The organism is Thermodesulfobacteriota bacterium (assembly GCA_040755095.1).
In the GTDB taxonomy this organism is placed as follows: Bacteria; Desulfobacterota; Desulfobulbia; order Desulfobulbales; family JBFMBH01; genus JBFMBH01.
Genome location: JBFMBH010000117.1, coordinates 1 through 14,999, shown reverse-complemented (window position 1 = coordinate 14,999; position 14,999 = coordinate 1). Strand labels below are relative to the sequence as shown.

The following is a 14,999-nucleotide window of genomic DNA, read 5'->3' as shown; positions in this document are numbered from 1 at the left end:
ACTCGTGAGCCCCGAGGACGAGGGGACGGCGGTAACGTTGCTGCAGACGCTTCAGAAGCGGCTCAAGTACGGGCTCCCGTCCGAGGTATCGATTCTCCTGTACGAAGCGGGCTTCGCCGACCGACCGCTCGCCATCGAACTCGCCGAAGTCGTACCCGAGATCTCGGCTCGCGAGGAGCTGAAGGCTGGGCTGCGCCGAAAGCGGCGGGCTGCCGAGGCGGTTCTTACAGAGTACCCGGCCTACTTCCGGCGGGTGTTCGAGCGTGTGGTCGGCTAGAGTCTGTGGGGCAGGCTATATGCAACCATAGGCGCGTGATGAGCGTGGCTGCACCTAACCACACGGCTCAGCGCACCAGAACCTGGATGGCGTCGCAACGCCCCTCCTGCCGCACCCCGTCCAGCGCATCGTCCACGCAGGCCGCCAGCTCCCAGCTGCCCGCCGGCAGCTGCACCTTGGGCAGGAAGGGATAGCCAGCCAGGCCGGCCAGGCTGCCAGCGGCATAGGGTAGCACCTGCCGGGACCAGCTGTCGGGTCCCCGCCAGAACTGGCTACCGGTGCCGGCGTGGGCGATGGACAGCCACACCTCGCCGGGCTGTCCGGCCCAGGAGCCGGGGAAGACCGACACCGTCGCCGCCAGCGGTGTGCCGGCGGCCAGCGTCACCGCCGGCTCGTCGATGGTCCGGTTGCCGATCCTGAGCTGCAGGTCCACCGCGCCGGCGGTGACAAACTGCCAGACCGGGCCCTCCCGGGTCTCCAGCACGGCATTCTTCGCCACCACCTGCCAGGCATAGGAGGCGCCCGGCTCCAGACCGGAATCCGGCGCCCAGATGCCGCCGGTCAGCCGCACCGCCAGAGCGGCCACCGGGCCATCCGCGCCCAGGCTGGTCAGGATGACGGCGCTGCCATAGCCGGCCGCCAGCTCAAAGGCCCCCAGGCTCACCCAGCCCTCCTCCCCGGCCGACTGGTCCACCGTCACCAGACTGGTGCCGCGGGCGTGGACCACCAGCACCGCCGCCTGGCGGGCCAGCTCGGGATCCGGCTGCACCGCCACCTCCAGCCCATAGCGGCCGGGCAGCGGGATCAGGGGCATGAAGACCGCGAAGTTGCGGCCGCCGGCCGGGGCCCGGAACAGCTCCTGGCCGGCCCAGGGCCCAGCGGCAAGCGTCTCGGCCGTCCAGTCACCGATGAGAAGACAGCCTGGATCAGCGGCTGCCTGCTCCACCCGGGTCGGCCGGACATCCTGGGCCTGCAGGGTCAGCTCGCCCCCCGCCTCGCCCAGGTAGACGTCGTAGCGGATGTCGGGATCCTCGACCCCGGGCAGCCAGGAGAGGCTGGTGCCGGGATCGACGCCCTGGGCGCCGTCGGCCGGCCAGGGGTCGGCGGGTGTGAGGGGCGCCGGCGGTGCGGTCACCAGGATGTAGCCCTCCTGCACCAGAGTGGACTCGTCGTAGGCACCAAAGGCGGTAAGGCGCACCGTGAAGGTGCCTGGCCGCTGGTAGGTGTGGCGGGGATGCTCCTCGGTCGAGGAGGAGCCGTCGCCGAAGTCCCAGGCATAGGAAAGTCCGTTCACCGAGCGGTTGCGGAAGCTGACGGTAAGCGGCCCGACCCCGGCCAGGGGCTCGGCCTCGAAGCCGGCCCGGGTGATGCTGCCGTCCGCCGGCACCGTAACTGTGACACAGTCCTCCTGCACCGCCTGGTCGGTGCCGTAGCGGCCGGAGACCTCCAGGGTGACGGTGTAGGTGCCCGGCGCCACGTAGATGTGCACCGGCTCGGCCAGGGTGCTGGTGACCCCGTCGCCGAAGTCCCATCGACAGCTCTCGGCGTTGGCCGAGGTGTTGTCGAAGGCCACCGCCAGGGGATAGGCGCCGCTGGCCGGACTCGCCACGAAGCCCGCCCGGGGCAGGGCGCTGGCGGGCGGGGTCACGGTGATGAGGCTCGCCTTGGTCTCGGTGTCGCTGCCACCAGGCCCGCTGGCGGTAAAGGAGACGGTGTAGCTGCCGGCCTCGGTGTAGACATGGCTGGGGCTGGCCTGGTCACTGGTGCTGCCGTCGCCGAAGTCCCAATGCCAGCTGCCGGCATTCCGGGACTGCTCTGTGTACTGGACCGCCAGAGGGAAGGGGCCGCTGGTGAGGTCGGCCACGAAATCCGCCTGCACCGGCGGCGGCTGCACGACAATGAGATTGGGCTGCCGGGTGGTGCAGCGCACACCGTTGGCCTCCGCCACCAGGGTCACGGTGTAGCTGCCGGCCGCCTGGTACGTATGAGCCGGGTTCTGCTCCTGGCTGCTGGTGCCGTCGCCGAAATCCCAGGACCAGGCGGTGGCGCCCTGGGTACGGTCGAAGAAGCTCACGGACAGGGGGGCGTCTCCTCTGGTGGGCTGGGCCTGGAAGGCCGCCTGGCAACTGCCGGGAGGGCCGGTGACCGTCACGTACCCCTCTTGGACCAGGGTATCCTCCACGCCATCCGGGCCGGTGACCCGCAGAGTGACCGTATAGGTGCCGGGCATGGTGTAGGCGTGCACCTGATCGCGGCCAATGCCGGTGTAGCCATCCCCGAAGTCCCAGGCCCAGGACGTGGCCCGATCGGAATCATCCCGGAAGACGACATGAAGAGGGGCCTGGCCGGTCAGGGGGCTGGCGGTGAAGGCGGCGCGGGTGGTGCTGCCGCCCACCGTGATCAGGTCCTCCTGGGTCCGCGTGGAGGTGCCGGTAAGATTCGAGACCCGGAGGCTCACGGTGTAGACGCCTTTACGGTAATAGGTGTGGCGGGGGCTGGGCTCGGCGGAGTACGAGCGGTCACCGAAATCCCAGAGAAAGGATGCGGCGTTTTGTGAGGCATCCTGGAACTGAACCACCAGGGGTGCCTGGGGACCGGCCAGGGGCGAGGCCGAAAAATCGGCCACCGGCGCTGGCTGCCGTACCGAGACCGCATTGCTCTTGCTCAGCCGATGCTGGCCCCCGGCCCCGGAGACCACCAGGCTTACCGTGTAGACCCCGGGCGTCTGGTAGGTGTGGGCCGGCTGCTGCTCGGTGCTGCCGGTACCGTCACCGAAATCCCAGGACCAGACGGTCGCGTTGGTGGACTGGTCGCTGAAGCTTACCGCCAGGGGGGCCGGACCCTGGGTGGGGCTGAGGGTGAAGGCGGCCCTGGTCACAGGCCGGGTCACCTGCACCCAGCCGATTCTGATCTCCGAATCCGCGCCCCCGGGATTGCGGACGGTCAGGGTCACGGTGTAGGTCCCCTCCCGCTCGTAGACGTGGCGGGGGTTGGCCTCGGTGGAGCCGGTGCCATCGCCGAAGTCCCAGATCCAGGAGGTGGCGTAGCGGGACTGGTCGGTGAAGGCCACCTCCAGGGGCGGCTCACCCCGGGTGGGCATGGCGGAAAAATCGGCCGCGGGCAGCGGATGGCCCACCTGCACCAGGCCCGCGCGCTCCAGCCGATCCTCGCCGCCGGCACCGGTGGCGGTGAGGCGCACGGTGTAGCTGCCAGCGGCCTGATAGACATGGACCGGATGACGCTCCCGGCTGCCGGTGCCATCCCCGAAATCCCAGACCCAGGCCGAGGCGCTCTGGGAGGTGTCGGTGAAGGTCACGGTCAGGGGATAGACGCCGGCGGTGGGCGTAGCCTGGAAGGCGGCCCGGGGCGGCGCCGGCTGGACGACGATCGTGCCGCTCGCCTCAGCCGCGCCGCCCGCTCCGCTGACCCGCAAGGTCACGGTGAAAAAGCCGGCTGCCCCATACTCGTGGCGCGGATGCTGCGCGCTGCTGCCCGTGCCATCCCCGAAGTCCCATTGCCAGGCCGAGGCACCCTGGGAGGTGTCGGTGAAGGCCACGGTCAAGGGCGCGACCCCGGCCTCGGGGCTGGCGACAAAGGCTGCCTGGGGCGGGGCCGGCAGGACCACCACCGCATCCGGCTGCCGGGCAGTGTCGCTGCCCCCAGGACCGGTGGCGGTGAGGGTCACGGTGTAGCGACCCGGCGCCTGGAAGGTGTGGCGGGGCGCCGCCTCGCTGCTGTTGGCGCCATCGCCGAAATCCCAGAGCCAGCGGTCGGCATCCTCGGAGCTGTTCACGAAGGCCACGGCAAGGGGGGCGACGCCGGTGGCCGGGCTCCACGAAAAATCCGCCTGGGGCACGGGCGGCGCCACCTGCACGAGGTCCGCCTGCTCCTGCCGGTCGCTACCGGCCGGGTTGGTGACCGTCAAGGTGACGGTGTAGAGGCCAGGCTCCGCGTAGATGTGCTGCGGGTGCTCGTCAGTGCTGGTCTCGCCGTCGCCGAAGTCCCAGAGCCAGGAGCTGGCATGGCGAGCCAGGCTCTGGAAGGCCACAGCCAGGGGGGCGGGGCCGGTCAGAGACGAGGCGGCAAAATCCGCCTCGGGCAGAGGATAGCCCACCGCGATGGGCTCAGGGGCGCTCCAGGTAGCGCTGCCATCCGGGTTGGTGGCGGTGAGGGTTACGGTGTAGCGGCCGGCGCTGGTGTAAGTGTGCACCGGCTGCTCCTCTGTGGAGGTGAAGCCGTCGCCGAAGTCCCACAGCCAGGAGCTGGCGTTGCCGGACTGGTTTTCAAAGCGCACCGCAAGGGGGTAGACGCCGGCCGAGGGGCTGGCGGCAAACTGCGCCTGGGGCGCCGGATAGAGGGCGACGATCTCCACAGTCCTGCTGTCGCTCCCCTCCCCGTCCAGACCGGCCACGGTGAGCCGGGCCTGGTAGCGACCGGGCTGGGCATAGGTGTGGCTGAGCGCCGCCGCGCCGGACACCGTGCCGTCGCCGAGCTCCCACCAGGGATAGAGGGCGTTTTCTGAGCTGTCGGCAAAGGACACCGTGAGGGGGGCGAGACCGGACAAGGGGGCAGCGGCGAAATCCGCCCGCGGCGCGGGATGGAGAACGGTCACCGCGCCGGCCCGGCTCGTGGTGTCGCTGCCGTCCGGGTTCGTCACTGTCAGGGTGACCGGATAGACCCCCGGCGTCTCGTAGGTATGCCGGGGGGAAGGCTCGCCGGAGGTGGCACCGTCGCCGAAGTCCCAGCGCCAGCCGGTGGCCTGGCTGGAGCGATCCTGGAACGCGACCGCCAGGGGATAAGGGCCAGAGGCGGGCGCCAGCCCGAAATCGGCAACCGGTGCCGGATGACGGACCGTGACCAGATCGGCCACCCTCTTCTGGTGACTGCCGTCCGGATTGGCCGCGGTGAGGGTAACGGTAAAGGCGCCGGCCGTGGCATAGGTGTGGCGGGGATGGCGCTCGGCGCTGGTCGCGCCGTCGCCGAAATCCCACAGCCAGGAGCTGGCGTTGGCGGACTGGTCGGTGAAGCTCACCGCCAGGGGGAAGGCACCGGCCACCGGCTGGGCCTGGAAGCTCGCCACCGGTGTTGGCTGCCGGACGGTGACGCAGCTGGCCTGGGTGAGATAGGCGCTGCCGTCCTGGTTGGTCACCGTGAGGGTCACCGGATAGACGCCGGCCGCCGAATAGGTATGGCGAGGCTGGCGCTCGGTGGAGGAGGCGCCGTCGCCGAAGTCCCAGTGCCATGAAGTGGCACCCGTGGAGCTGTCGGTGAAGGCCACGGTGAGCGGCAGGGTGCCAGCGGCGGGTACAGCCGCAAACCCGGCCTGGGGTGCCGGCAGGAGCGCCGTCACCAGGCTGGCGCCGCCGGCCTGGGCACTGCCCCCGGGGCCGGTGACAGCCAGGCGCACCGCGTAGGAGCCGGGGCTCTGGTAGGTGTGGCGGGGATGCTGCTCGGCCGAGGTGCTGCCGTCGCCGAAATCCCACAGCCAGGCCGTCGCATGGCTGGAGGCGTCGGTAAAGCTCACCGCCAAGGGCGCAGCACCAGTAGGGGGCGCGGCTGAAAAACGGGCCTCCGGCGCCGGCTCCTGAGCCAGGACGTAATCGGTCTTCTCGTAGCGCGTCGCGCCATCCGCACCGGAGGCCACCAGGGTCACCGTGTAGCGGCCGGCGGCGCTGTAGGTGTGGCGGGGATGCTGCTCGGCCGAGGTGCCGCCGTCGCCGAAGTCCCACTGCCAGGCCCTGGTGCCGGAGCCGGAGGCATCGGTGAAGGCCACCGCCAGGGGCGCGGTGCCGGCCAGCGGCGTGGCGGAAAAGCCCGCCAGGGGCTCATCGCTCCGCACCGTCACCAGGCCGGCCCGGCTGATGGTGGCCTCGCCGCCCGGGCCGCTGGCGGTAAGGGTCACCGTGTAGCTGCCCGGGACGCTGTAGGTGTGGCGGGGTTGCTGCTCGGTCCCGGTGCTGCCGTCCCCGAAGTCCCAGCGCCAGGAATCGGCGTTCCGGGACTGGTTGGTGAAGGTCACGACCAGGGGGGCGACGCCAGCCGCGGGGCTGGCGGCAAAGGCGGCCTCCGGCCGGGGATGACTCACCAGCACCAGCCCTTTCTGACGCCGTACCCCCTGACCGCCGGGGCCGGTTCCGGTGAGGGTGACGGTATAGAGGCCGGGCTCGACATAGGTGTGGGTGGGGCTGGCGGCGCTGCTGCCCGTGCCATCGCCGAAATCCCAGGACCAGGTATCCACCCAGGAAGAGGCATCGGAAAACGCCACCACCAGGGGATAGACGCCGGCCACCGGACTGGCTGCAAAATCCACCGCCGGCGGCGGCGCGGTCACCCGCACCAGATCCTGGCGCGTGGTGCTCGCCTGGCCGCCGGGGCCGCTGACCGCGAGAGCGACGCTGTACCGCCCCGGATTGGCATAGGTGTGGACCGGGTTGGCCTCCTGGCTGGTGCTGCCGTCGCCGAAGGCCCAGACCCAGGCCGTGGCCCCCTGGCCCTGATAGGAGAACCGCACCGCCAGTGACGCGACACCGGTCGTGGGACTGGCCCCGAAGCTGGCGGTGGGCGGCGGCGCCCCGACCGTGACCAGGTCGGTTCTGGTAATGCTGTCCTCACCGCCCGGCCCGCTAACGGCCAGGGTGACGGAATAGGTGCCCGGCGTCCGAAAGGTGTGCTGCGGGCTCTGGGCCTGGGAGCGGCTGTCGGCAGCGCTGTCGCCGAAATCCCAGGACCAGGCGGAGGCGTTCTCCGAGGCGTCGCGGAACAAGACCGTGAGCGGTGCCACCCCGGCCAGCGGCGTGGCCGAAAACGCGGCCTGGGGCGGCGGCGCTGTCACGGTCACCACCTCGCTCTGCAGCCGGTTGTCGGTGCCGCCGGGACCGCTGGCCACCAGGAGCACCGAATAGGTGCCCGGCGCGGTGTAGGTGTGCACCGGCGCCGGCTCGGTGCTCATGGCGCCGTCACCGAAGTCCCAGACATAGGAGTCGGCAAACAGCGAGCCCTGGCGGAAGGCCACGGTGAGGGGAGCCATGCCCGCCGTCGGCTCCATGGCAAAGGCCACCAGGGGTGAGGGATGGCCCACCTGGATGAGGGCTGCCTTCTCCTCGGTCACCGCCTCCCCGTCCGGGCTCACGGCGGTGAGGCGCACCGTGTAGCTCCCCTCCCGGGTATAGGTGTGCACCGGCTCGCGGCTGACGCTCATCTGGCCGTCGCCGAAGTCCCACAGCCAGGCGGAGGCGAGGCTGGCGGCCACGGTGAAGCGCACGGTCAGGGGATAGCTGCCGGCCTGGGGCTGGGCCTGAAAGGTGGCGTTCAGGGTCGGCCGCCGCACGGTCACCAGGTCAACCTTCTCCTCCACATCGGAAGAGCCGCCGGCGCCAAAGGCCGTGAGGCGCACGGTATAGACACCCGCGGCCTGGTAGACGTGCTCCGGCTCCCGGGCGGTGCTGGTGGCACCGTCGCCGAAATCCCACAGCCAGGAGCCGGCAAAGGTGGACTGGTTCGTAAAGCGGACCGCCAGCGGATATTCGCCCTCCGTGGGCGCGGCGGCAAAGGCGGCTTCCGGCGATGCCCATTGCAGGGCCCGCTCGGCATTGATCCGGCGGTCGGTGACAAGGCGGCCCACCGTAGCCAAGGGATCGCCACTGTCGAGGATGATCGCCCGGACCTCTCCTGCCGCCATGCCCGGGCTGGCGGCCTTGAGCAGGGCGGCCAAACCGGTGACATGGGGGGTGGCCATGGAGGTGCCGCTCAGGTAGCCGTAGGCATTGTTCGGCAGGGTGCTATAGATGTAGTAGCCCGGGGCCGCAACATGGACGCTTTGCACCCCGTAGTTGGAAAAAGAGGTCAGGCGGTCGAAATAGTCGGTGGCGGCCACCGAGATGAGATTCGGGGCCGGGTAGCTGGAGGGATAGTGCGGGTGCAGGTCGTTGTTGTCGCCATTGTTGCCGGCGGCTGCCACGAAGAGGATATCCTCCTGGGCGCGGATGGCGTCATGGAGGGCACGGGAGTAACCGCCGCCTCCCCAGGAGTTGTTGGTGGCCACCACGTTGACCCCCCGGTCCCGCATGGTCTTGACATACTCCAGGCAGTCGACCGCGTCGGAGGTATAGCCACTGCCACTGGCGCCCAGGAACTTGCAGGCCATGATCCGGACATCCCAGGCGACGCCGGCCACACCGATGGCGTTGTTCCCGGCCGCGCCGATGGTGCCGGCCACGTGGGTGCCGTGCCGGTTGTCGTCCATGGGATCGGCATCGTTGTTGATCGTATCGATGCCGTGGAGGTCGTCGATGTGACCGTTGCCGTCGTCGTCCACCCCGGGCTGGCCGTTGGCCTCGGCCTCGTTGGACCACATGTTGGCCGCCAGATCCGGATGCCGGTAGTCGACACCGGTATCGATCACCGCCACCACCACGGCGGCATGGCCGGTGGTGGTCTCCCAGGCCGCAGTGGCCCGAATGTCGTGGCCGGCCGAGGCGCCGTTGAGCTGGCCGGTATTCTCGAGGCCCCACTCCAGGTAGTACTTGGGATCGTTGGGCACTGACTCGGTGCTGAGGACGAAGTTGGGCTCGGCGTACTCCACGTCCGGATCGGCCTGATAAAGATCCACCGCCTCCTCGACGGTCATGCCCTTGCGGAGCCGGATCTGCTGGAGCCGGGCGCGGCGGTACTCCTTGAGGAGCAGTGCCCGCTTGCGGCCGTGGAGCTGCCGGGCCTGGTCGCGACTGACCCCGTCCTTGAGCTTGACGATGAGCTCGCCATCCCGGAACGGCGCCTGCCAGCGGCCGGCATCGGCGGACTCGGCCCAGGGGCCAAGGGCCAAGACGGCGAAGAGCAGGAGGAGGGAGAGAACGCGGCGGGGGCAGGGACCCATGGCCTGGCTCCTGGGATCGGGCACGAGTGGATCAGCATCCGCGGGCCGTGGAGGCTCCTGTTGCCGGCGGATAGACGTTGGCTCGTTTTTCGCGTTGGCGCGTGCCGAGGGGCCAGTTGTCCGGCAGATGCCGGAGCCGGTGCGGCAGGCCCGCACCGGAGAGGCCAGTCCTTCGTGGAAGCCAGCCGGCGGCGTGGCGGACCGGAAAGAAGTTGTCAGACGCCAGGCCGCCGCCCGTGAGGGGCCGGCGCTCCCTTCTTCCAGTATATGAAAATCTTTTTAGGAATGGCCAGACCGGAAATGGGGCGGGAGAAGGCCGGAGGCCGGACGCCTATCGGCCGGGCAGGCTGCCCGCAGCCGGAGTGGCTGCGGGCGTGAGAGCGGGATGCCCAATCAGGTCAGAAGCGCTTGTCCCTCGCGTTGCCCGCCCGGGCGAGTGCGGTATTGATCGATTCCCGGGCGTAGAGTCGAAAGGTCTGGCGGTTGCTGTCAGCTCCTTCCTCCTGGTCAACGAGACCGTTGGCAATGAGCCATGCCACCTCCCTGCGCACCCGGGAGGAGCTGCGACCAACGACCTGTGCCAGGTCGGCCAGGGAGATGCCCGGTGCCGAGACGATGGCCCGCAGGAGCGCCAACCGGCCTGGGCTCAAGGTCGCCACCTTCTCTGACACGGGATACTGCGCATCCCCGGTGGTCAGTATCCCCCAGGTGGAATCGAAGAGGAGAAGGCGCTGGCGGTCCAGCACATCCTCCGGATCAAAAAGCTTGCGCACCTCCGGCCAGATCGCCACGAAGCGCCTTGCCCCCAGGGCCTCGATGAGCACCGCCGCCGGCATCTGGCCGAACGAGGCCTTCACCACCAGCCGGTGCGCCGCCGGCGCCTGGAGCATAGCCCGGCGCCACTTCTGCTCCGGCCAGGCGCCGCTCCACAGGGCCGCCCGCAGTACCAGGGCCAGGCTGCGCTCAGGCGACGATCCTGTCATGGCATGAGCCTTCGCAGCACATCGTCGAAGAACCTCTTGAGATCCAAGGCCGCCACCCTTTCATAGGGAGGAAGAACCTCCAGCATGTCGCATTCGTCGATCAGGTCCATCCATGGGATGGCAGCCAGATTCTGGCGAAAGATATCCACCGGAAACCCTGTCCCCGCCTGGCTGATCTCTGCGACGAACCGGTCAATCGGCTTCCAGTGACGGTCAAGAGCAAAAAGATCGAAAAGATCCCGGGCCGTCTGTCTCTGCCCTTGGCCAAGGATGCGGCCGGCGGCGCTCATCACCGTGCCGGTGCCGGTTACGGTTCTGAGCTTCCGGTGATAGCGTCTCTTTCAGGCCCACATCGAAGGCCTCACCCTGGTCACCAACGATTCCAACATCCGGCGCTACGATCTCCCTGTGCTCTGGGCAGGATGACCGGCCGGGACCGGGCCTTGTCCTTCCCGGGGACAAGCCTGCCGGCGGGAGGGCCAGGCGCCTGCCCGCACCATGAGTGGCGGGCACCGCCCCCCGATCACCGGCCGAGCATGAGCTCCTGGATGCGGACCAGGGTATCGGGGTGGGAGGCGAAGATGCTGTCCCCTGCCCCGGCGTCCGCATCCCCGTTGTCCTTGTCGCTCTCCTCGTCTGGCGGCCGGTGCAGGCCTTTTTCCAGCTTGCGCAGCATGGTGGCGAGCAGGATCGGCGAGCGGCCGGTGGCGATGAGGAGATGGGCGGCGTAGCGGTCGGCCTGCCATTCGAACTCCCGGCTGTAGCCGGCCTGCAGGAGCATGGTGGCGAGCCCGGAGGCCAGGGAGGAGATGTCGCCCAGGTAGGCCCCCACCAGGAAGGAGACCACGGTGCTGCGGATGAGCTGGCGCAGGCTGTGGCGATCCGCGAGATGGCCCAGCTCGTGGGCCAGAACCGCCAGCACCTCCTCGTCATCAGCGGTCAGGGCCACCAGCTGATCCAGGAGCACGATGTCGCCGTTGGGAAAGGCGAAGGCATTGGCGCCGACCTTGGGCGCCGACCGGAAGAGCAGCCGGTAGGAAGGCGCCGCGGGAGCGGCCTGCACCAGACCGGCGAGGCCTTCCCGCAGGGCCTGCTGGCGGCTGGCGGGCAGGCCGGTGGGCTCGAAGAGCCGCTCCTCCAGGACCGCCACCGTCTCCTCGGAGACGGTATTGACCCAGGAGGCCGGCAGGGCCGCTGCCACGGTGTCGGCCAGCCAGGGCAGGCCCCAGAGATAGCCGGCGGCCACCAGCAGCACCACCGCCGCCAGGGCTGCGGCCGCATGCCGCCACCGGCTCTGCCAGTGCACCACGCTGGCATCCCGGTGGCCGAGACTGAGCAGCAGCTCGGCGAGACCGTCCTGGGGCGGAACCTCGCAGCGGCAGCGGTCCGGCAGGGTCAGGATGCGGGGGGCCGCGCCCATGGGCTCCGAGACCCGCACCAGCAGGCAGGGAAGCTCGCGGCTCCAGCCCTCGCCCTCGATGCGCAGCTGGCCGCCGGCCGCCCGCAGCCGCACGGCATGGCGCTGGGAGCTGGCGCCGTCGAAGAAGCTGGCCGCAACCTCCGGATCAGAGGGAGACATCGAAGTCGAAGAGATCCGCCATCTCCTCGCCGACCGCGGTGACCTGGGCGCTCTCGGCGGCCACGAACCGGTCCAGGCTGCCGGTGACGACGACACTGGTCTGGGCCGCCCGGTAATTGGCCAGCCGCATCTGGGCCCAGGGCCAATAGAGGCCCAGGGTGACCAGGGTCGCCAGCCAGTTGGTGACCACAATGCCCACGTAGGGGCCAAGGCGGAGGGAGCTGCTGAACTGATGCTCCCCCAGGCGGGTGTGATTCCAGATATGGTTGGTCGTGGCCACCTGCCAGTACGGCACGGTGCCCAGGATGACCAGAAGGTAGGCCAGGGTCCCCAGGCCGGTAACGATGCCGGCCAGGTACGGGGCATGGGCGCCGCTGGCCCACGGCTTCAGGACCCCGGCCAGGGCGGTCATGCCCGCCACCGCCCCGAAGACCAGGAGAAAGAGGATGCCGAAGATCCGGTAGAAGCCGCCGGTGGACGCCTGGCAGGAGAAACGGCTGGTGCCGAAAGTCAGGTGATCGAGGACGAACTTCTTTTGCCTCCGGATCCAATAGGGCGCCAGCAGCCCGCCGGTCAAGGCTACCAGGAGAGGGAGGCCGACAAAGGTGGTCAGGGCCTGGCGGTAGCGGCCGACGAAGTCGAAACGCAGGCCCCGGTAGCTGGTGTTGACCGCCCGGAAGCGGAAGGTGCGGACGATCATCCAGGGTATGATCGGCGCCAGGACCAAAAGCAGGACCAGATAGACCCGGGGATCGATCCGCTGGGCCACCGACAGGGCCAGGAAGAGCACCGCCGCGATGAGGCGGCCTTTCAGGATGGCGGCCGGCCGGCCGTGGTAATCGAGGGGGCTGCCGTCCAGGAAGGTGTTGCGGTGGAAGTACTGCTCCCGCCGCACCTTGGCCCAGGCGGAATAGATGCCCAGGGTCAGGATGGACAACAGCAGGTTGACGATCCAGATCCGGAAGTACTCGCCCCCCGTGCCCATGAACACAAAGGGATACCGGTGCGGCTCAGCTGCCGCCGCCGGCATTTCCGGAACCGGCGCCGGCGCCGGCGCCGGCACCCCGGCCGCCTGGGGTGAAACCGGGTCTGTCCCGGTGGTGGAACGTCCGTCCATAGGCTCCTCCCTGGGGATGCATCTTTTCCCACCATACGATTTTGACCACCGGAAGGCCAGCCTGATTTCTCCGACTTGCGGGGGAGCGACAGGGGTCAGGCGGTGATCCGGGAGTCCGCGCCTGGGCGCGCTCCGCCGTTGACAACCGCCTTTCCGGCTCGTACCATGCGGCCTGTGTCCATGCCCGCCCCGCCGCCGTCTGGCGGCGCTGGGGCGCCACGCAGCCTCATCGCCGGGAGGAGCCATGCTGGAGGCCTTTCGCATCGTTGCCGAGCGCAAGATCACCGAGGCCATGGAGCGGGGGGAGCTGGTGGTGGAAGGCTGGAAAAACCGGCCTCTGGTCTTCGAGGACGACAGCCACATCCCGCCTGAGCTGCGGATGGCCTTCAAGATCCTCAAGAACGCCGACTGCCTGCCACCCGAGGTGGAGCTGCGGCGGGACATCGCCCGCCTCGAAGAGCTCATCGCCACCACCGAAGACGAGCACACCCGCCTCCGGCAGATGAAAAAGCTCGGCCTTCTCACCCTCAAGCTGAACCTGGCCCGGAAGCGGCCGGTGGAGCTGGAAAAGCAGGAGCACTACTATCCCAAGGTGGTGGAGCGGCTGAGCGTGGCCGTGAAGACGCAGTCTGCCGCCGGCGGCAGGAAGGAGGTGCCATGAGCGGACAAGGGGTGGAGCCGGAAGGCGAGAAGATCCGCAAGGCGGTGCGCTGGATCTGCCAGACCGTGGAAAGCTCGCCGGGCAAGACCCGGCAGGCCATCATCCGGGAGGCGGAGGTCAGGTTCGACCTCACCCCCCTGGAGTGTGAGTTCCTGGACGCCAAGCTGGGCCAGCCCGATCCGGAGACGGGCCAAGGCAACGCTTGAAGGGCGGCGCCATGACCGAGCCGGCCCGAGCCCGGGCCACCTACGACGATCTGTACGCCATTCCCGAGCATGCCAAAGGCGAGATCATCGCCGGCGAGCTGCGTGTCACGCCGCGGCCGTCCCGCCGGCATGTCCGGACCGCAACGGTCATGGGGTACTTCCTGGGACCGACCTATGATCGCGGCGCCGGAGGGCCGGGCGGCTGGATCTTTCTTGACGAGCCCGAGGTTTCCTTCGGTGAGGACATCCTGGTGCCGGATCTGGCCGGCTGGCACCAGGAAAGATTCCCGGTCGAGGAAGGCACAACTGGATTGCCGTGACGCCGGATTGGATCGGTGAAATCCTCTCCCCCGGCAGCATCCGCCTGGATCGGGTCACGAAGACCGGGATCTACGCCCGCCACCAGATTCCCTATCTCTGGCTGATCGATCCCTTGAGCAGAACCCTCGAGATTCTCCAGCTGGATGCAGGCCGCTGGGTCATCATCGGCACCCATGCCGAAGACGACTTGGTGCGCGCCGAGCCGTTTCCTGAGGTGGAGGTCGATCTTTCCACTCTCTGGCTGCCATGAGCCCCCTGCCCTCCTGATCCCTGGCTCCTGGCGGTGCTGCTGTCCGGTGCTGGCACCCAGGCCTGCCACGATGTCCCCCCCGTTGTGCCAGCTCTCTGTTGCTGCTCCCTCATCCAGACAAGGAGGCGGCGACTTCCTGCATGCTGGTCTTCGAAATCCCAGTCTGAACAGCGAAGTCCTGCCAGCGCGCCACAGCGGTCTGAACGGCCTTGATGATCGAGGTGGCCTCCCGTTTCGACACCCCGGCTCTTTCCGGCAGGCGGAATGGCGAGAGGTTCAAGCCGGTGGCCAGGAACCCCGGAGCGTACTCGAAAAAAACTCGGCCGCGCTCCTCGGCCAGCACGCCGACCTGCCGCGATTCTCCTGGGCGGCGGGTATGCCGCACCTCCAGCTTCTTCAAAGGCGGCCTCGCTTCGGCCCAGGCTTCCCGGCCCGCTGCTCCAGTTCCTCGATGCTCCGCGCAGGCGGCGGCTGAAACACCTTGTTGAGCTCCTGCAGGCGGTCCAAGGCGTGGGCAACCTTGAGCACCAGGCCAAGGGAGGCCATTCCTGTGGTTTCGAAACGCTTCAGCGATGCCACCGAAACCCCGGCCCGTCTGGCCAGCGTTTCCCGCGTCCATTCCTTGCGGAGTCGAAGAATGCGTACGCGCTCCCCCATGGCTTTGGCCATCTCGCCGGGGCTGACCAGGGTGAGCAGAACCGTATTCATGCCGGGAGGCATACCACGCCGAAAG

The 14,999-nt window shown here is 69.1% G+C and carries 12 protein-coding genes; 5 read left to right on the top strand and 7 right to left on the bottom strand.

Annotation, left to right across the window (positions count from 1 at the left end; all coding sequences use genetic code 11):
- On the top strand, window positions 1–277 hold a 277-nt coding region (locus AB1634_15220), incomplete at its 5' end, for a hypothetical protein (GenBank protein ID MEW6220866.1).
- Window positions 278–344: 67 nt separating this feature from the next.
- On the opposite strand, the gene AB1634_15215 is transcribed toward AB1634_15220, so the two are convergent.
- The 5 genes from AB1634_15215 to AB1634_15195 form a co-directional block, all read right to left on the bottom strand.
- Window positions 345–9,149, bottom strand: coding sequence for a PKD domain-containing protein (locus AB1634_15215; protein MEW6220865.1), 8,805 nt, complete (start codon window positions 9,147–9,149; stop codon window positions 345–347).
- 398 nt (window positions 9,150–9,547) lie between these two features.
- Window positions 9,548–10,132, bottom strand: coding sequence for a winged helix-turn-helix transcriptional regulator (locus tag AB1634_15210; protein ID MEW6220864.1), 585 nt, complete (start codon window positions 10,130–10,132; stop codon window positions 9,548–9,550).
- Window positions 10,129–10,422 (bottom strand): hypothetical protein, encoded by a 294-nt coding sequence (locus tag AB1634_15205; protein MEW6220863.1) that lies wholly within the window; start codon window positions 10,420–10,422, stop codon window positions 10,129–10,131. The genes AB1634_15210 and AB1634_15205 overlap by 4 nt, the downstream gene beginning before the upstream one ends.
- 233 nt (window positions 10,423–10,655) lie before the next feature.
- Window positions 10,656–11,711, bottom strand: a complete 1,056-nt coding sequence (locus tag AB1634_15200) for a M48 family metallopeptidase (GenBank protein ID MEW6220862.1) — start codon at window positions 11,709–11,711, stop codon at window positions 10,656–10,658.
- Window positions 11,698–12,828 carry a YjgN family protein gene (locus AB1634_15195; protein MEW6220861.1) on the bottom strand — a complete coding sequence of 377 codons (1,131 nt, stop codon included), beginning with the start codon at window positions 12,826–12,828 and terminating at the stop codon, window positions 11,698–11,700. Before AB1634_15195 ends, AB1634_15200 begins: the two co-directional genes overlap by 14 nt.
- Window positions 12,829–13,072: 244 nt before the next feature.
- Here AB1634_15195 and AB1634_15190 point away from each other — a divergent pair, with 244 nt between their 5' ends.
- From AB1634_15190 to AB1634_15175, 4 genes are read left to right on the top strand one after another with little or no spacing between them, the layout of a single operon-like run.
- Complete coding sequence (locus tag AB1634_15190) at window positions 13,073–13,489, top strand: DnaJ family domain-containing protein (protein MEW6220860.1); 417 nt, start codon at window positions 13,073–13,075, stop codon at window positions 13,487–13,489.
- A complete protein-coding gene (locus tag AB1634_15185) occupies window positions 13,486–13,695 on the top strand; it encodes a hypothetical protein (protein MEW6220859.1) in 210 nt (69 codons plus the stop codon). The genes AB1634_15190 and AB1634_15185 overlap by 4 nt, the downstream gene beginning before the upstream one ends.
- An 11-nt stretch (window positions 13,696–13,706) precedes the next feature.
- Window positions 13,707–14,015 carry a hypothetical protein gene (locus AB1634_15180; protein MEW6220858.1) on the top strand — a complete coding sequence of 103 codons (309 nt, stop codon included), beginning with the start codon at window positions 13,707–13,709 and terminating at the stop codon, window positions 14,013–14,015.
- Window positions 14,012–14,266, top strand: a complete 255-nt coding sequence (locus AB1634_15175; GenBank protein MEW6220857.1) for a Uma2 family endonuclease — start codon at window positions 14,012–14,014, stop codon at window positions 14,264–14,266. Before AB1634_15180 ends, AB1634_15175 begins: the two co-directional genes overlap by 4 nt.
- Window positions 14,267–14,375: 109 nt before the next feature.
- Here the strand turns inward: AB1634_15175 and AB1634_15170 are convergent, their stop codons facing one another.
- Window positions 14,376–14,666 (bottom strand): hypothetical protein, encoded by a 291-nt coding sequence (locus tag AB1634_15170; GenBank protein MEW6220856.1) that lies wholly within the window; start codon window positions 14,664–14,666, stop codon window positions 14,376–14,378.
- On the bottom strand, window positions 14,663–14,999 hold a 337-nt coding region (locus AB1634_15165), incomplete at its 5' end, for a helix-turn-helix transcriptional regulator (protein MEW6220855.1). The genes AB1634_15170 and AB1634_15165, both read right to left, overlap by 4 nt.

What these genes read in the sequence shown, in the direction of transcription:
- AB1634_15215 (MEW6220865.1), bottom strand. Translation starts at nt 9,149, where the DNA reads ATGGGTCCCTGCCCCCGCCGCGTTCTCTCCCTCCTCCTGCTCTTCGCC.
- AB1634_15210 (MEW6220864.1), bottom strand. Translation starts at nt 10,132, where the DNA reads ATGACAGGATCGTCGCCTGAGCGCAGCCTGGCCCTGGTACTGCGGGCG.
- AB1634_15205 (MEW6220863.1), bottom strand. Translation starts at nt 10,422, where the DNA reads ATGAGCGCCGCCGGCCGCATCCTTGGCCAAGGGCAGAGACAGACGGCC.
- AB1634_15200 (MEW6220862.1), bottom strand. Translation starts at nt 11,711, where the DNA reads ATGTCTCCCTCTGATCCGGAGGTTGCGGCCAGCTTCTTCGACGGCGCC.
- AB1634_15195 (MEW6220861.1), bottom strand. Translation starts at nt 12,828, where the DNA reads ATGGACGGACGTTCCACCACCGGGACAGACCCGGTTTCACCCCAGGCG.
- AB1634_15190 (MEW6220860.1), top strand. Translation starts at nt 13,073, where the DNA reads ATGCTGGAGGCCTTTCGCATCGTTGCCGAGCGCAAGATCACCGAGGCC.
- AB1634_15185 (MEW6220859.1), top strand. Translation starts at nt 13,486, where the DNA reads ATGAGCGGACAAGGGGTGGAGCCGGAAGGCGAGAAGATCCGCAAGGCG.
- AB1634_15180 (MEW6220858.1), top strand. Translation starts at nt 13,707, where the DNA reads ATGACCGAGCCGGCCCGAGCCCGGGCCACCTACGACGATCTGTACGCC.